The sequence below is a fragment of the Nonomuraea turkmeniaca genome (genome assembly GCF_005889735.1).
In the GTDB taxonomy this organism is placed as follows: domain Bacteria; phylum Actinomycetota; class Actinomycetes; order Streptosporangiales; family Streptosporangiaceae; genus Nonomuraea; species Nonomuraea turkmeniaca.
In genome coordinates this window covers 54519-79031 of record NZ_VCKY01000012.1, presented here as the reverse complement: position 1 = coordinate 79031, position 24513 = coordinate 54519, and the positions used below count along the sequence as shown (strand labels likewise).

Sequence of the window (24513 nt, the reverse complement as noted above, 5' to 3'; positions counted from 1 at the left end):
AGATGCGTGACGTACTGAGGCTGGACGCGGTCGGTCAGGCATTGGCGGTCAAGAACGGTCAGGTCTCGGCGCGGGAGCTGGCCGAGGCCGCGATCGCCGCCATCGAGGCCCGCGACGGCGAGCTCAACGCGGTCGTCTTCCGGCGCTTCGAGCGCGCGCTGGCCGAGATCGGCTCCATACCGGCGGACGCGCCGTTCGCCGGGGTGCCGATCCTGCTGAAGGACCTCGGGTGGCGGCAGGCCGGCGAGCCCTATGCCGCGGGGTCGAACGTGCGCGATGGGGTCGACGTCGCCGAGGACGGCTATGGGGTCACGCGGCTGCGGGAGGCCGGGTTCGTGGTGCTGGGGCGGACGAACACGCCCGAGTTCGGCAGCACGATCACCACGGAGCCGGTGGAGTTCGGCCCGACGCGGAACCCGTACGATCCGGCGTACTCGGCGGGCGGGTCCAGCGGCGGCTCGGCCGCCGCGGTGGCGGCGGGGATGGTCGCGCTGGCGACGGCCAGCGACGGTGGCGGGTCGATCCGCGTCCCCGCGTCCCTGTGCGGGCTGGTGGGGCTCAAGCCGTCGCGCGGGCGGGTGAGCCTGGGGCCGGCCCTGGGGGAGGGCTGGAGCGGCTTCTCGTGCCCGGGGTTCGTCACCAGGACCGTACGCGACACCGCCGCGGCGCTCGACGTCGTGTCCGGCTTCCACCCCGGCGACCCGTACGACGCGCCCGCCCTGCCGGGGCCGCTGGCCGCCGAGGTCGGCAGCGAACCGGGCCGGCTGCGGATCGGGTACGTCACCACGCACCCGAGAGGCGACGTGCCCGAGGTGCCCGAGCTGGCCGAGGCCGTCACCGGGGCGGCGGCGCTGCTGGAGTCGCTCGGCCACGACGTGGCGCCGGGCGGCCCGGACGCGCTCGGCGACCGGGACTTTCCCCTTCACTTCGGCGCGATCGTGGCCAACAACCTGGCCGCCCAGGTCGCGAGCCTGGGCGAGCTCCGCGGCAAGCCGGTTGACCTGGAGGAACTGGAGCCGCGGAACGCGGCCATGGTGAGCGTCGCGCGCACGCACAGCGCGGCCCAGCACATCCAGGCCACACAGTGGATGGACGCCTTCCGGCGCCGCATGGCCGGGTGGTGGCAGGCGGGTCACGACCTGTTGCTGATGCCGTCGCTCGGCGTCGCGCCGTTCCCGCTGGGCTGGATCACGCCCGATGACCTGAGCCTCGCCTTCGGCAGGACCGGGCACGCCGTGTCGTACACCTCGCCGGTCAACGCGACCGGCCAGCCCGCCATCTCGTTGCCGCTGCACAGGACCGCGGCGGGCCTGCCGGTGGGCGTGCAGCTCGTGGCGGCGACCGGCAGGGAGGACCTGCTGATCAGGGTGGCGGCGCAGATCGAGCAGGTCAGGCCATTCGAGCATCCTGCGATGGAACCTCTCGCCTGAGCGACACGTTATGTCGTGAAAAGGCGGGGGTAGGGGGTTCGACATGATGGCGAAGTCAGCACGGGCAGCGGCGGCGTGGCGGACGTACCGCGAGGTGACCAAGCCTGGGTCGCCAGGGCTGATGACCAGGGTGCGGGCCATCCCGCGCATGGTCGGCGCCGTGATGCGCGGGCAGTACGCGGGCATGGGCAAGAGCAAGCTCGCGCTGCTCGGACTCGGCGTGGTCTACATCCTGTCCCCGATCGACGTCCTGCCCGAGTTCCTCTTGGTGATCGGCGTCGCCGACGACTTCGGCGTGTTCCTGTGGCTGCTGGCCTCGCTGCTCGGCGAGAGCGGGCGTTACGTCGAGCACGAGCGCCGCGTCATCCAGGGCCGGCTCACCGAGCAGGAAGGCTAGATCTCCTCCATCCGCAACCAGGCGCGGGACGGCAGCGGGTGCCCGAACAGGCGGGCGGCATTGCCGTACGCGACCCTGGCGATGTCGGCGGGCGGGAGCGAGCCGAGGTTGCGGGCCACGGACGTCTGCGTGTCGGGCCAGGTCGAGTCGGAATGCGGGTAGCCGCTCTCCTGCAGCACGTGGTCGAGGCCGACCGCCAGGCGCACCCCGGACAGCGCGTGGTCGTCGAGCGTCCCGAAGAAGAAGTTGCGGCGCAGCACCTCGCTGGGCTTGAGCCCGCCGTCCCAGGCCGCCTCGCCGGCCACCGGGTGGTCGAGGGCGTAGTCGGCGCGCTCGGCCAGCATCGGCAGCCAGCCCACGCCGCCCTCGACGATGAGGATGCGCAGCGAGGGGAAGCGCAGCGGCACGCCCGACCAGAGCCAGTCGGCGCAGGCGAACATGGCGCTGGTGGGCATCAGCGTGGTGATCGCCTCGATGGGTGTGTCCGGCGAGGGCACGGGGGACCAGGACGAGTCGCCGGTGTGCAGGCACACGACGGTGCCGGTCTCCTCGCAGGCGGCGAAGAACGGGTCCCAGTGGCCGGTGTGGATCGACGGCAACCGCAGCCGGGTCGGGAACTCGGGGAACACGACTGCCTTGAAACCCCGCGCCGCGTTGGCCCGGATCTCCTTGGCCGCCATGTCGGGATCGGGCAGCCACGGCAGTTGCAGGCCGATGATCCGCTCGGGGTATGTGCCCGCCCAGACGTCGATGTGCCAGTCGTTCCACGCCCTGACGAGCGCGAGGCCCAGCTCCTGGTCGCGGGTCCTGGCGAACGGCATGCCCGCCTGCCCGGCCAGCATGCCGGGGAAGCACAACGCCGCCCAGATGCCCGCCACGTCCATGTCCTTGATGCGGGCCTCGATGTCGTGGCAGCCCGGACGCATGTGCTCGAACCGCACCGGGTCCAGCGTCCACTGCTCGCGGGGCAGCCCGGCGCCGACGTCGATGCCGGCGCACGGGTAGGTGGCCCCGCTGTAGCGCCAGACCTGGTGACCCGCCTCCGTCTCCACGACCTTGGGCGCGACCTCGGCATATTTCTCCGGCAGCCTGCTCTCGAAGAGGTCGGGAGGCTCGATCAGGTGATCGTCGGCGGAGATGATCACATAGTCGCGCCGCCTCGGGTCAGGGTCGGGAAGCAGCGGCGTAGTCACGCAGGTAACCGTACGACGAGCGGATAACGTCGAACAAGCTGCGACGTATCCGTTGGGTCTCCGAGCGGGGTTTGGCACCCGGGATCGTCGGGAGGGGGATGCGGACGATCCCGGGCGTTTGAGGGTCCGCTGAGATGAGGATGCTGCTCATGCGAACCCCGCGGCACCCTCTACCCCTCCGACGTTCCTTCAGTCAGCAGATGCTCGCGTAGCTCGCCGATTGTGGCGGGGGAGACCTGGAGCACCCGGGTGACATATTCCTCCACCGAGCCGTGCCGGGCCGCCAGGTCGGTCAGGAACAAGCTCATGGTCTCGGCGGGCGCCAGCCCGAATCCCGGCCACAGCGGCTCGCCGGGATGCCGTCGTTGCCAGTCGGCGATGAAACGTTCGGTGGCCAGGCCGGTGAGCGCGTAGTCCGCCACGATGTCGTCCTCGTCCACGCCGGCCAGCGACAGGACCAGCGCGGCCAGGATGCCGGTGCGGTCCTTGCCCGCCGCGCAATGGATGACCACGGGGGCGTTGTCCGCGCTCGCTATCGTCTCCAGGGCCGTCCTGAGATTCTCGACGCCGTCCTCGGTCACCTCGAGGTAACGGTCGGCGAGATATCGGGGGACCCCGATCCCCTCGTGGTAGACGGCTGTGTCCCAGCGGCGGCCCTCAATGGGCAGGTTGTGGTAGCTCTGCCCCTCGGTTTCGGGCACTCGCCCGGCCTTGTCGACCTCGAACGAGTGCCGCAGGTCGATGACGGTACGCACGCGCAGCGCGCGGAAGGCCGTCAGATCGTCACCGGCCAGCCAGCCGAGTGAGTCGGCACGGTAGAGCCGCTGCCACTGGACGGTGCGGCCGTCTCTGGTGGCATATCCACCCACGTCACGGAAATTGCACAGATTGCTAAATTCAATGTGGCGGATCACCCCCACTACCTTACGTGGCAGGCGTTCCCGCCTCCTGGGTCACGGCCGCCTCGCCGGACTGCTCCTTGGCCCGGCGTTCGGCCAGCTCGCGCCGGATGAGCAGGATCCAGCCGCCGATCGCGATCCCGATGAACAACCACCACTGCACTCCGTACGCCAGGTTGAGCCCGCCCCCTGAGCCCACGTCGGGCTCGGGCACTGGCGCGGGCGCCGGTGAGGTGGCGGGTTGCTGGGCGGTCAGCTCCACATACCCGCCCACCAGCCGGTACGGCAGGCCTTTCCCGATCTTGTCGGCGTTGATCAGCAGCACCTGGCCGGTCGGCAGCCCGGGGAGATCGCGGATGCCGCTGGACTCCTCGGTCTCGCTGAGCCGTAGCCGCCCGGTGACACTTACCTGGCCGGTGGGCGGAGGCGGCACGTCGGGCGGGGTGTCGGCGGTCGCGCCGGCCGGGACCCAGCCCCGGTTCACGAGGACGGCCGTGCCGTTTCCCGTGACGAGCGGGGTCAGGACGTAGAAGCCGTTGTGGCCTTCCTGGGGGCGGCGGCGTACGACGAGGGCGTGGGACGGGTCGTACGTGCCGGCGACTGTCACGGACCTGAACCGGTCGGCCTCCCTGACCTGCTGCCCGGGCACCGCGAGCCGCTCCAGCGGCACCGGGGCGGCCTCGATGTTGGCGGTGACCCGCTCGCTGTTGGCGGACCGCTCCTCGAAACGCCCGAACTGCCACCACCCGAGGAACACGAAGGCGGGGATGACCAGCAGCACCACCACGTGCAGCGCCAGCCATCGGGGCGTCAGAAGGAACCGGTACACGCTTTCAAGGGTAGGCACCGGCGCCGGTGCCCCCGTACGCGCCTCACCCGCTCTCCGCCCCAGGCTCGCCGCTCAGGCGCTCCTGAGCTCCGCCCCGGCCCCGGGCACCGGGGCCACCTCGCGTGGTCCCGCCACCTCGTGGCCCTCGGTGCAGCGGAAGTGCTGCTCGATGGGGGCGCCGCAGTCGCGGTGCGTGAGCAGCACGGGCGGGCCGTCCTCGTCGGCCAGGTATTTGTCGCCCCAGTGCATGAGCGCGACCAGCAGCGGATAGAGGTCGCGGCCCTTCTCGGTGAGCCGGTATTCGTCGCGTTGCCGCTGCCCCGGCTCGCGGTAGGGCTCCTTGCGCAGCAGGCCCTCGTCCACCAGGCGAGCCAGGCGCGCGCTGAGCACTTGGCGGGGAGCTCCGGTGATCGCCTGCATGTCGGCGAATCTCCGCACGCCGCTGAACGCCTCGCGCAGCACGAGGAAGGTCCACTTCTCCCCGACGATGTCCAGGGTGCGCTCGATCGAGCAGTTGTCCACCCGGAAGGGAACGTTCATCTTTGCAGTATATCTGAGTTCGATTGACAGACTCAGGTGCGAACGGGCAGGCTGAGTCTATGCATGGAACTCAGATCCGCCCGGCCCGTCCAGAGGACGAGGAACGGATCAGACGCTTCCTGGCGGGGCTGTCGCTGCACACCCAGACGCTGCGGTTCTTCACCGGCATCACCACGCCGGCCGCCGGTCTCGTGCGCAGGCTGATCGCGCTTGACGACCGCAGGGACGCTCTGGTGGCGACCATCGACGGGGGTGAGATCATCGGCCACGCCATGAGCTACAAGGGCGACTGCGCCGATGTGGAGATCGCGGTGGTGGTGACGGATCGGTGGCAGGGCTTCGGGCTCGGGCCACGACTGATCCAGACACTGCTGCTCAGGGCCGCGGTACGCGGTGCTCGCACCGTGGGCATGGACGTCATGGGGGAGAACCGGCGGGTGCTGAGGCTCATCCGGAGGATGTGGCCGGAGGCCGAAATGAAGGTCACTTCCGGGTCGGTTGAGGTGACCGCTATGATCGATCAGGCCGCGTTATTTGCGGAACAAGGTTCTGGTGCCACACCATTGACAGTGTGAAGAGTGTCAAGAACGGACGCGACGGCCGGACCCGCATCATCGAGGGCGCCCTCCGCCGCTTCAGCCAGGACGGGGTGTCGGCCACCACGCTGGCCAGCCTCCGCGAGGAGAGCGGCGTCAGCGTCGGCAGCTTCTACCACCACTTCGCCAGCAAAGAACACGTTTTCGGCGTGCTGTACGGCGAGATCCTCACCGCCTACCAGTCCGCCTTCCTCGCCGAGCTCGTCAGCCATGAGGAGGCGCGCGCCGGCATCGAGGCCGTCGTGGCCTTCCACATGCGGTGGGCAGGGGAGCACCCCGAGCGAGCCCGGCTGCTGATCAGCGAGCGGCCGCCGCGCAAGCACGAACCGGGCGGCGCCGAGGTGGCCGAGCAGCGGCGGGCGTTCTTCCGCCAGGTCTCCGACTGGTGGCGGCCGCACATGAAGAACGGCCTGCTCCAGCCCGTGCATCCGACCATGTGTTACGTGTTGTGGCTGGGGCCCGCACAGGAGATGTGCCGGCTCTGGTTCGCCGGTGCGCACACGCCTACGGAAGAGGAGATCAAGGGGTTGGGGGAGGCCGCCTGGCACAGCCTCTGCCAGCGCCCGGAGTGACCTCGGCCCATGCGGGCGACGCCGTGGAGCGCTCCGGGTGACGACGGCCGTACCGAGCGGGACGGGTGGGCCGGTGCGGGGAGCGACGATCCGAGTACATTCTGTGGTGTTATTGTCCTCAATGTGAGACGACCTCGGGCGCTGGTACTGCCCGCCTTGCCGGAGCGCGCGCTCGCCCGCCTGGGCGAGGTGACCGATCTGATCGAGGTTCCCAGCCGCCCGAGCCTCGGTTTCACCGATGAGCAACTGGCCGACCTGGTCGTGGAGACCGGCGCGACAGTGCTCGTCACCGACGGGGACCAGGTCCGCACGTCGGTCCTCGGCCTGCACCTGGACGTCGTGGCCGTCATGGGCCCGCCGACGAGCGTCGACCTGGCCCTGGCCGCCCAGCGCGGCGTCAACGTGCTGCACGCCCGGGACCGCGACCCCGACGCGGTCGCCGAATTGACCCTGGCGCTGATGTTCGCGGTCAGCAGGCACATCGTGACAGCCGACAGAGAAGTACGCCGGGGTCGCGTGTACCAGGGCAAAGTGCCGCCGGCGCAGCGCCACCGGGGCCGCCGGCTCACCGGCAGGACGCTCGGCATCGTCGGGCTGGGACGGGTCGGGAGGGCGATGCGCTGGCGCTGCGAGGGTCTCGGAATGCGGGTGATCGTATGCGATCCGCAGGTCCCCGAGGCCACGCACACGCTGCCCGCGCTCCTGGCGGAGGCGGACGTCGTGTCGCTGCACGTGCCGCTCACCGCCGAGACCCGGGGCCTGTTCGGGTACACCGAGTTCGGCGCGATGCGCCCTGGGTCGATCTACCTCAACACGTCGCGTGGTGCGCTGCACGACCTGACCGCGCTGGTCGACGCGTTGCGCCGGGGTCAGGTGGGCGGCGCGGGGCTGGACCACTTCGAAGGGGAGTGGCTCGACCCGTCGCATCCGCTGATCAGCCTGCCGAACGTGGTGCTGACGCCCCGCCTGGGTGAGGCGACCGGGGAGACCAGGGAGGAGCTGGCGGAGGCATTGGTGGAGGACATCACCCGGCTGCTGCGCGGCGAGGACCCTGAGCCCGCCCCCACGCCCGCCTCGATCTAGGCCGGTTGCCGGAGCCGCGTGGACACACGCCAGCTCGCCCGGTCGAGTGAGATGTCCAGCCGCAGATCGCCGCGCTGCCTGCGCAGGCCGGGCACACGGACCCGTGCGTGCACGTCGAACCTGCCCCGGTACGGGTAGCCGAACCCCAGCTCCCCGGGCAGCACACGCAGGTCGTCACGGTTCCCGCAGCGCGGGCACGTCCAGGAGACCAGGTCCATGCCGCGGTTGTAGTCCGAGCAGGCGCTGAAGTACTCATCGGGCCCGAACCGGGACTCGCAAGCCAAGCAAGGAATCAGCATGGGTCCACTCCTCGGGTGATGCGCTGGCATCCCTAGAGATACCGTGCCCCCCTTGTCTGCCGCTTGCAGAACGCTTGGCTACTTAAGTAACAGTATGAACACTGAGCGGAGCGACGAGCTTGGGGCGGAGAGCGGCAGCTTGCGTGACCATTGGATCGGTATCGGATCATGCGTGGGCGTCGGCGGTGAAAGGATGAACTTGTGGAACGACTGCGCCATCACCTCCTGGAGACCGGTTACACCATCGACGGCGTACGCGATCGACTAGGAAGCATGGCCGCGTCGGCGCTGGCACGCGAGGAGCTGGTCCCGGCCCTGCGCGCCACCAGGGACGGCGACCCGCTGGCGACGTCGATCAGGTTGTGGTGGCTGGGCGTGCCCGTCCCCGCCGCGGACGTGGCGCCGGAGGTGCTCGAGTCCGGGCTGGTCACGGCCGACGGCGACCAGGTCCGCGCGAGTGTCCACCTCCAGCCTTGGGAGACCGGCGGCTACCTGGTCTCCGACCGCAAGGTGCGCCCGGGTGACCCCGCGCTGCGCCCCGACCACGTCGTGGGGGCCGGCGGCGCGTCGGCGAACCTGGCGCAACTGGTCTCCCGCCGCCCGGTACAGCGCGCGCTCGATCTGGGCACCGGCTGCGGCGTGCAGGTGCTGCACCTGGCCGGGAGGGCGGAGGAGATCACGGCCACCGACCTCAACCCTCGTGCCCTGGAGCTGGCCAGGCTGAGCTGGGAGTTGTCCGGGATCGAGGGCGTGCGGGCGCGGGCGGGCTCGATGTACGAGCCGGTTGAGGACGAGGGCTTCGACCTGATCGTGAGCAATCCGCCGTTCGTCATCGCCCCGGCGCGCGAGCGGAAGCTCACCTATCGCGAGTCGGGCCACGACGGCGACGGCTTCTGCCGCGACCTCGTACGCCGGACGCCCCGCCACCTCAACCCCGGCGGCCAGGCCCACTTCCTGGCCAACTGGCTGCACGTCGAGGGCGAGGACTGGCACGACCGGGTGGGCGGCTGGCTGCGCGAGACCGGCTGCGACGCCTGGGTGGTCCAGCGGGACGTGCAGGACCCGGCCGAATACGTCGAGTTGTGGCTCAGGGACGCGGCCGAGCAGGGCACGGCACGCTACGTGGAGCTGTACGACCAATGGCTGGCCTGGTTCGACGAGAGCAAGGTCGAGGGCATCGGGTTCGGCTGGATCACCATGCGCCACTCCGGCACGCTCGACCCGGTCGTCCGCGTCGAACATCTTGCCCACCAGGTCATGCTCCCGGTGGGTGACTACGTGGACTCCGTGCTCGACTCGATCGCCGCCGCGCACCGGGCACAGGGGCTCGACGCCGCACGGCTGCGTACCACCGACGGCCTGCTCGACGAGCGGATCGGGCTGCCGGGCGCGGAGGATCCGATCCGCATCGTGCTGCGCCAGACGCAGGGGCTGCGGCGCAGCAGGGAAGTCGGCACGGTGGAGGCCGCGCTGGCCGGCGTGTGCGACGGAGAGCTGGCGCTCGGACCGCTGCTCAACGTGATCGCCGAGCTGGTGGGCGACGGCGAGATCCCCGACTCCGACGCCGTCAGGCCCCTCATCGCCGAGGGTTATTTCGTGCTTTGATCCGCCGTTGATTGGACGTTGACCCCTTGGGTGGAAGCTCTGGTCAGGACACGGACCTGGGGGGTTCGAGGGCCGTGTCAGGTCCGGCCGGTCGTCTGTGTGAGGCGGCTAGCCGCCACGCGGAGCATCCGGATAACCGGGCCCCCTAGCGACGCGTGGTGGTGAGGATGACCGGCCGGGCTAGATCGAATGGGGTTCCCCTTGACCGCCTATCGTGAGCGCCATCGTGACTCCCGAAGGACAGCCTTGATCAACCATGTGTGGATGACACGTCTGGACGACGAGCTGTACTCAGGACTCGACGACCTTCCCGGCGGGGCCGGGGATGGTGTCGAGCAGGACCTTGAGATCGCCGGCCTCCGGAGCACCGAGCCTGGAGAAGATCTCGAAGGCCTGCCGTAGGCAGTCCGAGCTCCTCGTCACGCTGCCGAGGCCGCGGAGCGCCTTGCCCAGCACGGTCAGCGAGAGCGCCTCGCCGTAGGGGTGGCCGATCTCGCGGGAGACCACCAGAGCCTGCTCCGCGTGGCGTACGGCGTCGGAGTAGCGCTCGGCCGCGATGAACGTCTCGGCCAGCCGGGAGCACACGCGCTGCTCCCAGACGCGCTGCTTGCTGGCCCGGAAGAAGGCCAGGCACTCGGCGTGGTGGTGCACGGCCTCGGTGAGCCGGCCGACCCGGGACAGGACGATGCCGAGGTGGTAGCGGGCGCGGGCGGTGCCGGCGCCGCTGCCGATCTCGGTGAAGATGGCCAGGCCCTTCTCCGCGGCCGCGATGGCGTCCTCGGGCCGGTTGAGGCCCAGGTGGTCGCGGGCGGAGTAGCTGAGGACCAGGGCTTCGCCGGCCGGCACGCCGTTCTCGCGGTAGAAGCCCATCGCCGCGTCGAACAGCGCCAAGGCCTCGGTGTGGCGGCGCTGCCTGCCGACGACGACGGCCAGGGCGTTGAGCACCTCGCCCATGACGACCTTCTCGCCGCGCTCGGCGGACAGCTCGTGCACGCGCCTGAACTGCTCCTCGGCCTCCCGCAGCCGGTTGCCGGCGAACAGGACCCGGCCCAGCACGTAGCGGGCACGCAGCTCGCTCGCCTGATCGCCGATGCTCTGCGCGGTGGCCAGCACGGCACGGGTGCCCAGGTCGAACTCGCGCGTGTGGGTGCCGGACTCGAGCAGCGGCTCCATCGCGACCAGCAGATCGCCGGCGGGCAGCAACTGCTCGCCGGTACGCGCGGCAGCGGCGGCCTGGTTGATGGCCGCGAACAACGAGTCGCCCTCGGAGATCAGCCACGCCACGGCCTCGTCAGCGGTGGCGAAGGTGCGGCCGCTGCCGACCACCACCAGGTTGGCCGGGATCATGCTGCCTTCGTAGGCCAGCTGGTGCGCGGACTGCGCCGAGGCCAGGTAGAAACCGAGCAACCGGCGCAGTGCCAGCGTACGGGCCTGGGGCCGTTCGGTCTTCTCCAGCTCGCGGCGGGCGAACAGCTTGAGCAGGTCGTGGAAGCGGTAGCGGCCGGGCGCGGGCGCCTCCAGCAGGCTGGCGTCCACGAGGGACTCGAGCACGTCCTCGGCCTCGAACGCGCTCATCGCCAGCACGGCCGCCGCCGCTCCGATGGAGATGCCGGGCCCGTTGGGCAGCGACAGCAGCCGGAACGCCCGCGCCTGCGGGGAATCGAGCTGCCCGTAGCCGAGCGCGAACGTGGCCTCCACGGCCAGGTTGCCCACCCGCATCTCGTCCAGGCGGCGCTGCTCATCGGCCAGCCTGGGCACCAGGGAGGCGACCGTCCACGAGGGGCGCGCGGCCAGCCTGGCCGCCACGATCCGCACCGCCAGCGGCAGGAACCCGCACGCGGCCACCACGTCCATGGCCGCGCCGTGCTCGGCCGCCACCCGTTCGGGCCCGGCCACCGCCGCGAACAGCGACAACGCCTCGTCCGGCTCCATCACGTCCAGGTCGATGAGCCTGGCCGACGGCAGGTCGGCCAGCTTGCCGCGGCTGGTCACGATGGCCGCGCACCCGGGCGAGCCCGGCAGCAACGGGCTGACCTGCCGGGTGTCACGGGCGTTGTCCAGCAGCACGAGGATGCGGCGTTCGGCCAGGATCGACCGGAACAGCGCCGACCGCTCCGCGAGCCCGTCGGGGATGACGTCCGGCGGAATTCCGAGCGCACGCAGGAACCCGCCCAACGCGGACTCGGGCGCGGTCGCCTCGTCGGTGTAGCCGCGCAGGTCGGCATAGAGCTGGCCGTCGGGGAACAGGTCGTCCGCCGCGTGCGCCACGTGCACGGCCAGCGTGGTCTTGCCGACGCCGCCGATGCCGGAGATCGCCGCGACCGGCACACCCTCGGCAGCGGATTGGCCGGACAGCAGCGTGTGCAGGCGGCTGACCAGCTCCTTGCGTCCGGTGAAGTCGTTGACCGCGGCCGGCAGCTGCGCGGGCCGGGGCAGCTCGTGCGCGTGCGGCTCCTCCTCGTCGGCCGGCTGGTCGGCGGGCGCCTCGTCGGGGACGGGCGCGGCGGCCAGCGCCGGGTCGGCCGCCAGGATGCGCTGGTGCAGCGCGGTCAGCTCGGGCCCCGGCTCGATCCCGAGCTCGTCGATCAGCGCCTCGCGGGTCTCGGTGAAGACGCTGAGCGCGTCGCCCTGCCGTCCGCACCGGTAGAGGGCCAGCATGAGCTGGGCACGCAGCCGCTCACGCAGCGGGTGGTCGGCGGTCAGCGCGATCAGCTCGGAGACGATCTTCGCGTGGTTGCCCAGCTCCAGGTCCGCGTCCATGAGCGTCTCGACGACGCTGATGCGCCGCTCGATCAGCCGGTCGCGCTGGTGCTCGGCGTACGGTCCGACGGCGCCGGCCAGCGGCTCGCCCTCGAACAACGCGAGCGCGGCCCGCAGCCCCTCGGCGGCCTCGCGCAGCCGGCCGCCCTTGCGCGCGGCCTCGGCCCCGGTGATGCCGCGCTCGAACCTGGTCAGGTCCAGCGCGTCCTCGGGCAGCCGCAGCGCGTAGCCCCTGCCGATGGAGGTCAGCAGCTCTGGCCGGGAGCGGGCCGGCCGCTCGGGTTCGAGCACCGTACGCAGCCGGGAGACATAGGTACGCAGCGCGCCCAGGGCACGCGGCGGCGCGTCCTCGCCCCAGACCGCGTCGATCATCTCGTTGGGCGTGACCGCACGGCCCTCCCGCAGGAGCAGCATGCCGAGAATGGAACGCTGCAGCGGGGTGCCCAGGTCGAGCTCCTGGCCATCACGCCACGCGCGGACAGGACCGAGCACGGCGAACCGCAGCCCATCCTCAACGCTCTGACCAGCCATGCCGTCAGTCTCCCAGCCAATGGAACGTTTTGTTACCAAATGATAGGTCTATCCTTGCTCGTCACCTAGATCCAGGTTGATCGTTAACCGAGCTGTTGATCCGCCTTTGATCGGGTGTTGAGCACGCCCCTGGATGCTGATGGTGTTGGCTAGGCATGACGCACCGCGGGGGCGTGTCATGTAGAGCGAATGCAGGCAGGGAAAAATACCGGCCCCGCCCAAAAATTTGGTGCGGGGCCGTGGCGGACGGGGTCTCAGGCTGCCTCGACCAATCCCAGCCGCATGGCCAGTCGCTCCCGTACGAGCGGCCATTCGGAGTTCAGGATCGAGTAGAACGCGGTATCTCGGACCGTATTGTCGGCGCCTCGGCTATCCGCTCGTCGCACCCCGTCGAAGTGTGCGCCGAGGGCCTCGATGGCGGCCCGGGATCTGCTGTTTCGTATGTCTGCCTTCAGGGTGATGCGGTGGACGTTCCATGTCTCGAAGGCGTGCGAGAGCATCAGGAACTTGCTCTCCCGGTTGACCCCCGTGCCCTGGGCGCAGGCGCCCAGCCAGGTGTAACCGATGTCGGCCACGGACGGAATCTCGCCCACCGCACCGCGTGAACCCGGAGGCCAGGGCATGGGGCCCTGCCAATACTCCAGGTGCATGAGACGGGTGGCACCGACCACGCGGTCGGTGTTCAGCCACCGGATGGCGAAGGGCAAGGAACGGCCCTCCGCCTGCTCAGCCATAGCGGCCTCCACGTAGGAGACCATCTCGTCCCGGCCTTGCGGGACACGAGTGAAGGCGTATGTGGAACGGTCTTCACTCGCCGCGGCGACGAGGTCATCGACCGCCACGAGGCTGAGAGGTTCCAGGCGCACGGAGCGCCCGGACAGGGTGACAAGAGCGGGCATGTGCACATGATGGAGCGTGCGCACCGTGCACGTAACCATGTGGTTAGGAAGATCTTTTGCAGGTTTCTGCAAGTAGGGTGTTTCCGCAGGTCAGAGCCCCCCTTTTGGGGGGCAGTAAACCAGTTCTTGGGGAAAGATTCGCCTAACCGTGACATGGTGACGGGCGGCCCGTCAGTGGCGTACCAGAGTCAGCTCCTTCAGGCCCGTCGACAGGTGGTCGAGAGCGTCCGCGATCCACGGTAGCCGGAGCGGGTCGTGGCTGGTCAGCGCGGCCATGCGTTGCTCTGCCGTCTCGCCGTACAGGAGGCTGACCGCCACCCGCATCCTGGCCGCGGCCGGGTCGTCGCCGAAGGCGTGCCCGGGCAGGACGCCGATGCCGTGCTCCTCCAGCAGGATCTTGGTGATCTCGGCCGAGCCGCCGAGCCGCAGGTGGCTCAGGTCGGGATAGAGGTAGAAACCGCCCTGCGGCTCCGGCACACTGGCCCCGACCTCGGCGAACCTCTCGTACACCGAGCGCGCCACCGTGCCGTGCAAGCGGCGGCTGAGCGCGATGCGCGCGGTCAGCTCCATGGGCTCGTTGAAGGCGTACGCCGCGGCTTCCTGGACGGGAGCGGCGGGTGCCGACCAGATCTCGCTGGCCACCGCCAGCAGTTGCCGGCGCAACGTATGCGCGCCTGCGGGCAGCCTGGCCACACCGATGCGCCAGCCGCCCAGCGCCAGGTTCTTGCTCAGCCCGGTGGTGATGATCGTGCGCTCGGGCGCGAGATCGGCAGGCGAGGTGTACGGCAGGGCCGGGTCATGCATCAGGTCGCGGTAGATCTCGTCCGAGATGATCACCAGATCGAGTTCGCGGGCGATGTCCACCAGACGGCGGATGCTCTCCGGCGTGGCCAGCCGTCCCGTGGGGTTGTCCGGCAGCGTGACCAGCACGGATCTCACGGTCCTGCCCTGGGCCCTGGCCAGATGCACCTCTGCGGCCACCAGGTCCGGGTCAGGGACTCCGCCCTCTCCTGGTGGTGCGGGCACCAGGATCGGGCGCGAGCCCACCAGATCGGCCTGTGCGGCATAGCTGACCCAGCTGGGCATGGGCAAGACGATGTCTCCGCCGATCGCCATGAGCAGGCCGTACAGCAGCGGCTTGCTGCCCGGTCCGCAGACGACCAGCTCGGGGTCGGTGACGAGCCCCCGTCGTTCCCAGTAGCCCGCTGCCGCGGCCCGCAACCCGGGCGCCCCCGCGACCGGCCCGTAGCCGTTGCGTTCCGACGCGGCGGCCAGCTTGTCGCGCAGCGCCGGGTGGACGGGCAACCCGGCCTCGCCGAAGGCCAGGTGCAGCACACGTTCCCCGGCGCGCCGTCTTCGTTCGATGTCCTCGTTTGCCGCCAATGTGGCGGAGAGGGTCACGCTCATAGTTGTCACCTTCCCAGCGTGGTTGGATGAAGGCATCACCACAAGCGAGGCCTTTCGTGGGTAGGCATAAGGAAGTCCGATGCTCGAATTGCGACGTTTGGTGCTGATCTGCGAGTTTGCCCGTCGTGGCAGCATCGCCGCGGCCGCCGCCTCGCTCGGCTACAGCCCGTCAGCGGTTTCGCAACAACTCGTGGCGCTCGAACGGGAGACCGGTACGGCCCTCATCGACCGCACCGCGCGCAGCGCCGAGCTCACCGACGCGGGCCGCCGGCTGGTGGCGCACGCCGAGCGCATCCTGTCCATGGTCGAGGAGGCCGAGTCCGACCTGTCGGCACATGCGGGCGCCCCCGTGGGGCGGGTGGTGCTCACCGCGTTCCCCACGGCCGCGGTGGCGTTCGCGCCCGCACTGGCGCGCACGCTGCGCCGGCACACCGATCTGACGCTGCGGCTGCGGCAGAGCAGGTCAGGGCGGGGCATGCGGGAGGTGCAGTCGGGGGAGGTGGACATCGCGCTGGTCGACGACTGGTACGGCCGGGCGCGTGACAGCGAGAGCCTGCGGGTCTTCCCGCTGCTGCGCGATCCGCTGGTGCTGGTCGTGCCGCGCAAACACCGGCTGGCCGATCCCGACGTGCCCCTCGACCTGCGGGAGCTGCGTGACGAGGCGTGGATGGCCACGCCCGACGGCGAGCCGTCGCGGCTGGCGGTGGACCGGTTGCTGGTGGACGTGGGGGGCACCCGGCCTACACCGTGGGAGTTCGAAGGGCTGGGGACGATACTCTCGCTCGTCGCCAAGGGCATCGGCATCGCGGCCGTGCCCGCACTCGCGCTGGCCGCGGGGATCCGCGGGCTGGCCGTGCGTCATTTCCCCGGCAATCCGGTCGGGCGGGACGTGCACGCCGTGGCCCGGGGCTCCAGTGTGCACCGGCCCTCGGTGTCCGTGACGCTGCGGGCGATCCACGTGGCCGCCCGCTACATCGCCGCCGACCTGGAGCCGTTGCGTCTGGCGGACCGGCACAGGGCCGACGACGACTAGCCGCCTTTGTGCAAGGGGTGGCGAAGCGGCGCGCGTGGACGGTGCGGCCGGCGGTAGCGTCTGGGGTCATGGCGCCGACGTACGAGATCGAGCAGTTGCTGCTCTCCCAGCCGAGCGTTCGCACGGTCGCGGGTGTTGACGAGGTGGGCCGAGGTGCCTGGGCCGGACCCGTCACGGTGTGTGCGGTCGTGACTGATCTGTCCGAGCCGCCGCTGGGACTGACGGACTCCAAGCAGCTCACCGCCGCCCGGCGGGGGCCGCTGGCGGACGAGCTGGCCGCCTGGGTGGCCGGCGTCGGGTACGGCGAGGCCACGCACACCGAGATCGACACGCTCGGCATGACCGAGGCACTGCGCCGGGCCGCCAGGCGCGCCCTGGAGACGCTCCCCACACGCCCGGACGCGGTGATCCTGGACGGCAAGCACGACTACATCGGCGCCCCCTGGCCGGTGCGCCTGGAGGTCAAGGGGGACGCCGCCAGCGTCTCGGTCGCCGCCGCGTCCGTCCTGGCCAAGGTCCGGCGGGACGCGTACATGGGCACCATCGGGTGCGAGGACTACGGCTTCGCCGAGAACGCCGGCTACCCCTCACCCGTCCACCAGGAGGCCCTGGCCCGGCTGGGGCCCACCCCGCACCACCGGCTCTCGTGGTCGTACCTGGACGATCTCCCGCAGTGGCGGCACCTGAAGCTGCACCGGGACCCGCTCGCCTGCGAAGGGCAGGTCACCCTGTTCGGCTGACGGTCTGGCATCGACGGTCTGGCATCGACGGTCTGGCATCGACGGCCTGGTATCGACGGCCTGGCATCATCGGGTGGGTGCGCATCGGGGTCTTTCTCATCGCGGCGCAGTTTCCCGGCCAGGAGCCCGGGCGAGTGCTGGCCGACGCCGTGGAGCTGATCGTGGCGGCCGAGGAGGCGGGGTTCGACGACGCGTGGATCGCCGAGCACCACTTCATGTCCTACGGCGTGTGCCCGTCGGCGATCACACTGGCGGCCGTCGCCGCCGGCCGGACGGCGCGCATCGGGCTCGGCACCGCCGTGAGCGTGTTGTCCACGCAACATCCCGTGGCGCTGGCCGAGCAGGCGGCGATGTTGCACCACCTGTCAGGCGGGCGGTTCACGCTCGGCGTCGGCAGGGGCGGGCCTTGGGTGGACCTGGAGGTGTTCGGGACCGGTCTGGAGCGGTTCGAGCGGGGGTTCGGCGAGTCGCTCGATCTCCTGCTGGACGCGCTCCGCGGGGATCGGGTCGCGGCCGGCGGCGAGTTCTTCCGCTTCCGCGAGGTGCGGATGGTGCCGGGCGCGCGCATGCGGCCGGTGGTCGCGTGCACGTCCGAGGCGACCGTCGCGCTGGCCGCGGAGCGCGGGCTGCCGATGTTGCTGGGCATGCACATCGGGGACGGGGAGAAGGCGTCCATGGTCGCGCGGTACGGATCCGCCGGCGGGCACATCGCGGCGGCCGTCGGTCACGTGGCCGACTCCACGGCGCAGGCGGTGCGTGAGCTCAAGGAGTCGATGCCGAGGTGGCTGGGGCCGGGGCTGGCGAGCTACGTGCCGGTGGACGAGCGGCCGCGTCCCGCGCGCGACGTCGGCGAATACGTGGACCTGCTGACCCGCATCCACCCGGTCGGGTCGGCCGAGCACTGCGCCGAATCCATCCTGCGGACCGCCGAGAACACCGGGATCGAGCACGTCATCCTGATGGTCGAGGGCCTCGGAGACCACCGCCGCACGTTGGAGAACGTGCGGCGGTTCGGGGCCGAGGTGTTGCCGATGGTCCGGCGAGCCGGCCGGGCCGGCTCGCCGGACGGGCTCAGCAGTCCACGAGCTCCGGTTTCTGGTTGAGTATCTGGGCTCTCGGGGTGACGAAGTCGGCCAGGGCCTGGGTCGCCGCCGGGTCGAAGACCGCGACCCGGTGGCAGTTCTGGAAGGCCAGCCGCACCCCGAAGTGACGCTCCAGCGCGCCGCGCATCGAGTCGCTCGCCAGGCAGCGCAGGAGCTCGCCGCGGGCCTCCTCGGACGGCGGCGGCACCTGGTTGTCGGCGAACTCGGCCCCGGTGTGCTCACGCTGCTTGACCAGCTCGTTGATCAGCGACCACGCGTAGGGAAGTGAGTCGCGCACGCAGGCGAGGAACGCCGCGTCATCGACCTCACCTGCTCTGGCCTGATCGATCAGATCGTTCGGAACGGTCAGCGACATGCTGTCTCCTCTCGAAAGGGTCGAAATTGACGCTAGGTGAGCGAGGGGAAATCTCCAGATGCCTGGCGGGCACAGTCGTGTGGTCAGGGGCCGTAGACGAACTCGGGGTCCACCTGCTCGGCGAGGTCGGTCCCGGTCCGCTCGTTGCCCCACGCGCGGGCGTTGCGCAGGTGGAACTCGACGGTCTGCCGGCCGAAGCGCGCCCAGTCCTTCTCCTGCTCGTCGAGTCTCTTGTGGAGCAGGGCCAGCGCGTCGGCGTTGACCGGCTCCAGGTCGTCGAGCGTGAAGTGGCGGCCCTGCTCCATGGCGCGGACCGCGGCCGAGTGCTCCATCCAGGTGAGCAGGTCGTCGCCCACCTGCTCACGCAGGAAGTCGACGTCGGACGGGCCGTGGACCTTGTTGCCGACCACGGCGAGCGCGACGTCGTACTTGGCGGCGTACTCGCGGTACTGCCGGTAGACGCTCACGCCCTGACGGGTTGGCTCGGCGACGAGGAAGGTCAGGTCGAAGCGGGTGAACAGGCCCGAGGCGAAGGAGTCGGCCCCGGCCGTCATGTCCACCACGACGTATTCGCCCGGACCGTCGATCAGGTGGTTGAGCAGCAGCTCGACCGCGCCGACCTTCGAGTGGTAGCAGGCCACGCCGAGGTCGTCCTCGCTGAACGGGCCGGTGGCCAGCAGGCGCAGGCCGTCGGGGGTGGTCAGACCGTACGGGTCGGAGGCCAGGTCCTTGAATCTCAACAGCGTGGACCCGCGCCCCGGCGGCGTGGTCTTGACCATGGCCGCGGCGGAGGGGATGCGCGGGTTGTCGCCGCGGAGGCGCTCCTTGATCTCGGTGAGGTGGGCGCCGAGCGGCTCGGGCTGCCGGTCGAGGCCGAGGATCAGGGCCAGGTGCTGGTTGATGTCGGCGTCCATGGCGACCACCGGCGCGCCCTGGCTCGCCACGTGCCTGGCGAACAGCGCCGACATCGTGGTCTTGCCGCTGCCGCCCTTGCCGACGAAGGCCACTCTCACGGGAACTCCATAGCGAGGATGAAAATCGTTTCCGAATCGGTCGGTCACCATCATGCCACACTCGGATCATGGATAACGAGCAACTGGCGCAGGCTGTGCGGCTTCGGGAAGACGGCAAAAGGGACGAAGCCCGGCAATTGCTGGTCGAATTGGCGCGGCGGCATCCCGACGACGTCGACGTGGCCTATCAGGCGGCGTGGGTCCACGACTTGCTGGGGCTGGAGGCCGAGGCGGTGCCGTACTACGAGCGGGCGCTGTCCGGGCAGGGGTTGAGCGCCGAGGAGCGGCGCGGGGCCCACACGGGGTACGGGAGCACGTTGCGGGTGCTCGGGCGGTTCGAGGAGGCGTTGAAGGCGTTCGAGCGCGGATTGGCGGAGTTTCCTGGGGATCCGGCGTTGCGCACGTTCATGGCGATGGCCCTGCACAACGCCGGACGGTCGGATGAGGCGGTCTCGACGCTGCTCAAGGTCGTCGCCGAGTCGGACCGGGCCGGCGGTTACCGGCGGGCCATCGAGTACTACGCGGACAACCTGGACGAGACGGTTTAGCCGCAGATGGTGTCCAGGTTGACCGGGTCGTCCGCGGGCCGCTCGGGTGACGGGGTCCGGGCCGCCGTGGCCGCCTTGGTGGCGCGGCGGTCGTCCAGGGCGTCGGAGACCTTGCGGCGGATCAGGGACCAGTCGGGATAGGCGGTGCTGATCAGCGGTGGCACGAAGTTGAGACTGCGGATCCTGGCGCCCTTCACCTTCTGGGCCAGGTCCACGATGGCCGGCAGCAGGCCCTGAGGGATGTCGGTGGAGATGGCGCGCTTGGTGGCGGCCGCCAGGCGCTCGAAGCTGTTGAGCACGGTCATCGGGTCGGCCTGCTTGGCCACCGCGTTGAGCAGGCACTTCTGGCGGCCCATGCGGACGTAGTCGTCGCTGTCGGTACGCGAGCGGCCGTACCACAACGCCTGCTCGCCGGAGAGTTTGCGGGTGCCGGCGGGGATGAGGCCCTCGCGGTGGCGGCCGTACACGATGGGTTCCTTGATCGTGACGTGCACGCCACCCATGGCGTCGACGATCTCCGCGAAGCCCTTCATGTCGATCATGGCGTAGTAGTCCACGGGGATGCCGAGGATGTCGCCGATCGTCTCCTTGATCAGGGCCGGGCCGCGCTTGCCGCGTCCCACGCCGGGCACCATGTCCGGGTTGTCCTCGGCGTACTGGAAGACCTCGTTGAGCAGGCCGGGGGTCTCGGGGCCGCTGCCGGTGAACCCCCAGGGGAAGCGGTCCCTGGCCGGGCCGCGGGGCAACTGCACCCGCTGGAGGTTGCGCGGCAGGCCGAACAGGGTGGTCGCGCCGGTCTCGACGTCGACGCTGGCCACGGTCATGCTGTCGGTGCGCACGCCGGGCCTGCTGGGCGCCGCGTCCGCGCCGAGCAGCAGGAAGTTGACGCGTCGCGCGCCGTTCCAGGGGTCGTCGGCCACGATGGGGGAGTTGCCCGTGGCGGAGAAGAGGCTGTTCACGACGTCGCGCGAGAGGTAGGCCACCCGGGTGGCGTAGACGGTCGGCGCCAGCACCAGCGCGCAGAGTGCGATGGTCAGCGTCGTGGTCAGGAAACGGCCGATCCTGTCCGCGCGCGGAGGGCGTACCAGGACGAAGGACCAGACGACCACGCCGGTCCAGGCCAGTGCGATCGCCACGATGCCGCCGGTGAGCCAGGAGAGCCAGTGGGGCTGGACGGCGAGCGACAGGAGGTTCGTGCTGAACGCGGTCAACACGGTGAGGATCCCGGCCAGCATCAGGACATGGGCCGCCATGAGCGCCACGCCGGTCTTGCGGCGGTCCGCGGCCAGATGCGCCACCCCCCACAACACGGCGGACGCCAGCGTCAACGCGATGCTCGCCCCCAGGCCAAATCCCCGCTCTTTCTCCGTCATGCCTGGTCAAACCCCCATTGCGTGCCCATCCAAGCAACCTTAGTAATGGGATGTGCGTGATTGACGGTGTGAAGGGGAAGGTGTCGGTCAAGTCCCCATCAAGACCTCCTTGAGATATAACGTGAGTGTGCGCAGACGACACGGTAGTTATGGGTTCGACGCACCGTGGGCCATGGCCGGTTTGCTTTTCGGAGCGATCGTGCTGGTGGCCCTGGCCGTGATCTCGTTCGCCCTGGACATCCTGGCGGCAGGCGTCGCGTTCCTGTTCGGCGGACTCTACACCTTGGCCAGTGCGCTCAGTTACCTTTACACCACGCGGCGTGGCAGGTTCGCCGTCTGGGCCGAGGAGCTCAAGCGGCTGGACGGTGACGAGCGGCTGCTCGACCTCGGGTGCGGGCGGGGCGCGGTGCTGCTCATGGCGGCCGGGCACCTGGACAAGGGCCGGGCCACCGGCGTCGACCTGTGGCCGAGCTCCGGCAAACAGGACCAGTCCCGCAACGGCGATGCGACGATCAGGGCGAACGCCGCCGCCGAAGGCGTCGAGGACCGCGTCGAACTGGTCGCGGGCGACATGCGCGATCTGCCGTTCGGTGACGGGGCCTTCGACGTGGTCGTCTCCAGCCTGGCCGTCCACAACATCTCCGACGCGGAGGGGCGCGAGCGGGCGATCCGCGAGGCGCACCGCGTGTTGCGGCCCGGCGGGCTCATGCTGATCGCCGACTTCCGGCACACGCCCGCGTACGAGGCCGCCTTACGCGGGCTCGGCGTCGTCGACGTACGGCGGCGCGACGCCGGCTGGCGCTTCTGGTACGGCGGTCCGTGGTTCAGCACGGACATCCTGGAAGCCCGTAAACCTTCCTAAGAGAAACGTTTGCCGCCGGTTCGATGGGTATCCATGGCTTCCCATGAGCAACGTGGAAACCGGCACGATCAGCACCAAGGTGCCCGCACGGCTGGACCGGTTGCCGTGGTCTCGCTGGCACTGGATGATCGTCATAGGTCTCGGCACGGTCTGGATCCTCGACGGGCTCGAGGTCACCATCGTCGGAAATCTGTCCGCGCAACTGGCCAAGCCCGGCAGCGGTGTCGACATCACCCAAGCGCAGGTCGCGGGCCTGGCCGCCGCGCTCTACGTGGCGGGGGCCTGCTCGGGGGCGCTGTTCTTCGGCTGGCTGACCGACAGGTTCGGCAGGAAGAAACTGTTCATCATCACGCTGATCGTTTATCTCGTGGCGACGCTGATGACGGCGTTCTCGTTCAGCGCGTGGTGGTTCTTCCTGTTCAGGTTCCTGACGGGGTTCGGCATCGGCGGCGAGTACGCGGCCATCAACTCGGCCATCGACGAGCTCATCCCGAGCCGGCACCGGGGACGCATCGACATCATCATCAACGGCAGCTACTGGCTCGGCGCGGCGGGCGGCGCGCTGCTGACCGTGCCGCTGCTGAACGACCTGCCCGTGAACATCGGCTGGCGGGTCGCGTTCGGGCTCGGCGTGGTGCTGGGGCTGGCGATCCTGCTGGTCCGGCGGAACGTGCCGGAGAGCCCGCGGTGGTTGTTCATCCACGGCCGGGGCAGGGAGGCCGAGGAGATCGTCGACGGCATCGAGCGGGAGATCGGCAAGGATCTGCCCGAGCCGGAGGAGTCGATGACCGTGCACCAGCGCAAGTCGATCGGGTTCGTCAGGATCGCGCACACCATGGTCGCGCTCTACCCCAAGCGCACCGTGCTCGGCCTGTCCCTCTTCATCGGGCAGGCCTTCCTCTACAACGCGATCACGTTCGGGTTCGCACAGATCCTGTCCACCTTTTACAAGATCGACACGAACACCGGCTACTACTTCGCGGTCATCGCGATGGGCAACTTCCTCGGCCCGCTGCTGCTCGGCCACCTCTTCGACACCGTCGGCCGGATCCCCATGATCTCGGCCACCTACATCGGGTCGGGGCTGCTGCTGCTCGGCACCGCCTGGATGTTCAACGAGGGCATGCTCACCGCGGTCACGCTGACCGCATGCTGGTCGGTGGTGTTGTTCGTGGCCTCGGCCGGGGCGAGTTCGGCCTATCTGACCGTCAGTGAGATCTTCCCGATGGAGACCAGGGCGATGGCCATCGCGTTCTTCTTCGCGATCGGCACGGCCGCCGGCGGCATCGCGGGTCCGCTGATCTTCGCCTCGCTCGTGGAGACCGGCGTGCCCAGTGACACCGCGCTCGCGTTCACCATCGGCGCGCTGGTGATGATCGCCGGCGGGCTGGTCGAGTTGTTCCTCGGGGTCAAGGCCGAGCGGAAGGGGCTGGAGGCCATCGCAGCGCCGCTGACGACCGCCGGGGCGACGCGGGCCGCCTGACCAGGTGGGCGACACGGTCGATGTACGCGGTCGGCAGACCGTACAGAAGGGACGCCATCTCCTGATCGTGGATCACCGGCAGGGCGGCAACCGCGTCGGAGGCCAGCCCACGGCAGTACTCGATCGTGTCGTCCGCCATGCGGCCCGCCCTCAGCCTGCGTAGCACCTCGTCGACCATTTCGGGCTTTCCGAGCAGCTCCCTGACGTCGGCACCGGCCATGAGCAGCGGCAGACTGTAGACCCCCTGCCGCAGATCGTTCCCAGCGGGCTTCCCCAGCTGCTCACTGGTAGCGGTCAGATCGAGCAGGTCGTCGAGGATCTGGAAGATCAGCCCGAACTTCTCCCCGTACGCCGCCATGCGCGCCCGGTCCTCCGGCGAGGCGTGCGCGCACACCGCCGCCACCAGGCACCCGGCCCTGAACAACGCGGCGGTCTTGCCGGTGATGGAGCGCAGGGCGCTCTCTTGGGTTCGGTCCGGATCGAAGAGATCGGTCGTCTCCAGGAACTGTCCCTCGGCCAGCTCGACGACGGTCGCCGCCAGCACTTCGGCGACCGGCCTGGAGACCGCCGTGATCGCCGCCAGCCCCGCCCTGGCCAGCATGAAGTCCCCGATCACCAACGCCCTGCCATCGCCCAGCTCGGCGTTGAGCGTCCGCGTGCCGCGGCGCTCGGTCGCCCGGTCCATGAGGTCGTCGTGCACGAGCGAGCCGGCGTGAATGAGCTCCACGCAGGCCGCCGCCGTGATCACCCGCCGGTCGGGCGCCTTGCCGAGCGCGATCGAGGTGGCGAGCGTCAGGGCGGGCCGCAGCCGCTTCCCACCGGCGGCGACGATGCGCTCGGCCCCGGCGTTGATGCCGGGCAGCGTGGAGGACCCGCTCAGGCGCCGGATCCTGGCCTCGACCTTCCGCAGACCTTGGATGATGGCAGGGCTGCTCAGAAGTTGATCCATACCTCCAGCTTGCG

24 protein-coding genes are annotated in these 24513 nt (G+C 70.1%); 12 read left to right on the top strand and 12 right to left on the bottom strand.

Translation table 11 applies throughout. The features are described from left to right. The first annotated feature begins 2 nt into the window (after nt 1-2). On the top strand, nt 3-1430 hold the full coding sequence (locus ETD86_RS05640; protein ID WP_211369851.1) for an amidase: 1428 nt from the start codon (nt 3-5) through the stop codon (nt 1428-1430). Nucleotides 1431-1473: 43 nt separating this feature from the next. After that, entirely contained in the window at nt 1474-1827 is a 354-nt protein-coding gene (locus tag ETD86_RS05635; RefSeq protein WP_246147662.1) for a YkvA family protein, read from the top strand. Here ETD86_RS05635 and ETD86_RS05630 read toward each other — a convergent pair. The 4 genes from ETD86_RS05630 to ETD86_RS05615 form a co-directional block, all read right to left on the bottom strand. Continuing rightward, nucleotides 1824-3020 (bottom strand): amidohydrolase family protein, encoded by a 1197-nt coding sequence (locus ETD86_RS05630; RefSeq protein WP_138665018.1) that lies wholly within the window; start codon nt 3018-3020, stop codon nt 1824-1826. The two genes, ETD86_RS05635 and ETD86_RS05630, sit on opposite strands and share 4 nt — an antisense overlap. A gap of 170 nt (nt 3021-3190) precedes the next feature. Further along, on the bottom strand, nt 3191-3934 hold the full coding sequence (locus tag ETD86_RS05625) for a tyrosine-protein phosphatase (protein ID WP_138665017.1): 744 nt from the start codon (nt 3932-3934) through the stop codon (nt 3191-3193). 10 nt (nt 3935-3944) lie between these two features. Then, on the bottom strand, nt 3945-4748 hold the full coding sequence (locus ETD86_RS05620) for an SURF1 family cytochrome oxidase biogenesis protein (protein ID WP_138665016.1): 804 nt from the start codon (nt 4746-4748) through the stop codon (nt 3945-3947). Between the two features lie 72 nt (nt 4749-4820). After that, the gene (locus ETD86_RS05615) at nt 4821-5288 is read right to left on the bottom strand and encodes a winged helix-turn-helix transcriptional regulator (RefSeq protein ID WP_138665015.1); all 468 of its coding nucleotides are present in this window, start codon (nt 5286-5288) and stop codon (nt 4821-4823) included. 59 nt (nt 5289-5347) lie between these two features. Between ETD86_RS05615 and ETD86_RS05610 the strand changes: the two genes are divergently transcribed. From ETD86_RS05610 to ETD86_RS05600, 3 genes are all read left to right on the top strand, one after another. Further along, a complete protein-coding gene (locus tag ETD86_RS05610) occupies nt 5348-5863 on the top strand; it encodes a GNAT family N-acetyltransferase (RefSeq protein ID WP_138665014.1) in 516 nt (171 codons plus the stop codon). Then, nucleotides 5860-6456 carry a TetR/AcrR family transcriptional regulator gene (locus ETD86_RS05605; RefSeq protein ID WP_138665013.1) on the top strand — a complete coding sequence of 199 codons (597 nt, stop codon included), beginning with the start codon at nt 5860-5862 and terminating at the stop codon, nt 6454-6456. The genes ETD86_RS05610 and ETD86_RS05605 overlap by 4 nt, the downstream gene beginning before the upstream one ends. A gap of 123 nt (nt 6457-6579) precedes the next feature. Beyond that, on the top strand, nt 6580-7539 hold the full coding sequence (locus tag ETD86_RS05600; protein WP_170222900.1) for a 2-hydroxyacid dehydrogenase: 960 nt from the start codon (nt 6580-6582) through the stop codon (nt 7537-7539). On the opposite strand, the gene ETD86_RS05595 is transcribed toward ETD86_RS05600, so the two are convergent. Continuing rightward, on the bottom strand, nt 7536-7838 hold the full coding sequence (locus ETD86_RS05595) for a hypothetical protein (RefSeq protein WP_138665011.1): 303 nt from the start codon (nt 7836-7838) through the stop codon (nt 7536-7538). The two genes, ETD86_RS05600 and ETD86_RS05595, sit on opposite strands and share 4 nt — an antisense overlap. A 201-nt stretch (nt 7839-8039) precedes the next feature. Here ETD86_RS05595 and ETD86_RS05590 point away from each other — a divergent pair, with 201 nt between their 5' ends. Continuing rightward, nucleotides 8040-9443: a DUF7059 domain-containing protein gene (locus tag ETD86_RS05590; protein WP_138665010.1), complete on the top strand. Its 1404-nt coding sequence runs from the start codon at nt 8040-8042 to the stop codon at nt 9441-9443. A 291-nt stretch (nt 9444-9734) separates the two neighbouring features. Here the strand turns inward: ETD86_RS05590 and ETD86_RS05585 are convergent, their stop codons facing one another. The 3 genes from ETD86_RS05585 to ETD86_RS05575 all read right to left on the bottom strand — a co-directional run bounded on the left by ETD86_RS05585 (nt 9735) and on the right by ETD86_RS05575 (nt 15040). Continuing rightward, on the bottom strand, nt 9735-12734 hold the full coding sequence (locus tag ETD86_RS05585) for an AfsR/SARP family transcriptional regulator (protein ID WP_138665009.1): 3000 nt from the start codon (nt 12732-12734) through the stop codon (nt 9735-9737). A gap of 254 nt (nt 12735-12988) precedes the next feature. Further along, nucleotides 12989-13633 (bottom strand): GNAT family N-acetyltransferase, encoded by a 645-nt coding sequence (locus ETD86_RS05580; protein ID WP_138665008.1) that lies wholly within the window; start codon nt 13631-13633, stop codon nt 12989-12991. Nucleotides 13634-13804: 171 nt separating this feature from the next. After that, a complete protein-coding gene (locus tag ETD86_RS05575; RefSeq protein ID WP_138665007.1) occupies nt 13805-15040 on the bottom strand; it encodes a pyridoxal phosphate-dependent aminotransferase in 1236 nt (411 codons plus the stop codon). 79 nt (nt 15041-15119) lie between these two features. Between ETD86_RS05575 and ETD86_RS05570 the strand changes: the two genes are divergently transcribed. The 3 genes from ETD86_RS05570 (at nt 15120) to ETD86_RS05560 (ending at nt 17916) form a co-directional block, all read left to right on the top strand. Continuing rightward, nucleotides 15120-16073 (top strand): LysR family transcriptional regulator, encoded by a 954-nt coding sequence (locus tag ETD86_RS05570; protein WP_138665006.1) that lies wholly within the window; start codon nt 15120-15122, stop codon nt 16071-16073. Nucleotides 16074-16141: 68 nt separating this feature from the next. Then, on the top strand, nt 16142-16813 hold the full coding sequence (locus ETD86_RS05565) for a ribonuclease HII (RefSeq protein ID WP_138665005.1): 672 nt from the start codon (nt 16142-16144) through the stop codon (nt 16811-16813). A 77-nt stretch (nt 16814-16890) separates the two neighbouring features. After that, nucleotides 16891-17916, top strand: a complete 1026-nt coding sequence (locus tag ETD86_RS05560; protein WP_138665004.1) for an LLM class flavin-dependent oxidoreductase — start codon at nt 16891-16893, stop codon at nt 17914-17916. Here the strand turns inward: ETD86_RS05560 and ETD86_RS05555 are convergent. Together ETD86_RS05555 and ETD86_RS05550 are read right to left on the bottom strand one after the other, a co-directional pair. Continuing rightward, complete coding sequence (locus tag ETD86_RS05555; protein WP_138665003.1) at nt 17885-18271, bottom strand: SCO5389 family protein; 387 nt, start codon at nt 18269-18271, stop codon at nt 17885-17887. The two genes, ETD86_RS05560 and ETD86_RS05555, sit on opposite strands and share 32 nt — an antisense overlap. Before the next feature lie 83 nt (nt 18272-18354). Further along, nucleotides 18355-19284 carry an ATP-binding protein gene (locus ETD86_RS05550; RefSeq protein WP_138665002.1) on the bottom strand — a complete coding sequence of 310 codons (930 nt, stop codon included), beginning with the start codon at nt 19282-19284 and terminating at the stop codon, nt 18355-18357. 68 nt (nt 19285-19352) lie between these two features. On the opposite strand from ETD86_RS05550, the gene ETD86_RS05545 reads away from it, so the two are divergent. Next, nucleotides 19353-19832 (top strand): tetratricopeptide repeat protein, encoded by a 480-nt coding sequence (locus ETD86_RS05545; protein ID WP_138665001.1) that lies wholly within the window; start codon nt 19353-19355, stop codon nt 19830-19832. On the opposite strand, the gene ETD86_RS05540 is transcribed toward ETD86_RS05545, so the two are convergent. Next, nucleotides 19829-21205, bottom strand: a complete 1377-nt coding sequence (locus tag ETD86_RS05540; protein WP_246147659.1) for an LCP family protein — start codon at nt 21203-21205, stop codon at nt 19829-19831. The two genes, ETD86_RS05545 and ETD86_RS05540, sit on opposite strands and share 4 nt — an antisense overlap. Before the next feature lie 172 nt (nt 21206-21377). Here ETD86_RS05540 and ETD86_RS05535 point away from each other — a divergent pair, with 172 nt between their 5' ends. Continuing rightward, entirely contained in the window at nt 21378-22067 is a 690-nt protein-coding gene (locus ETD86_RS05535) for a class I SAM-dependent methyltransferase (RefSeq protein WP_138665000.1), read from the top strand. A 43-nt stretch (nt 22068-22110) separates the two neighbouring features. Continuing rightward, complete coding sequence (locus ETD86_RS05530; protein ID WP_138664999.1) at nt 22111-23550, top strand: MFS transporter; 1440 nt, start codon at nt 22111-22113, stop codon at nt 23548-23550. On the opposite strand, the gene ETD86_RS05525 is transcribed toward ETD86_RS05530, so the two are convergent. Further along, nucleotides 23477-24499 (bottom strand): polyprenyl synthetase family protein, encoded by a 1023-nt coding sequence (locus ETD86_RS05525; protein WP_138664998.1) that lies wholly within the window; start codon nt 24497-24499, stop codon nt 23477-23479. The two genes, ETD86_RS05530 and ETD86_RS05525, sit on opposite strands and share 74 nt — an antisense overlap. Between the last annotated feature and the right edge of the window lie 14 nt (nt 24500-24513).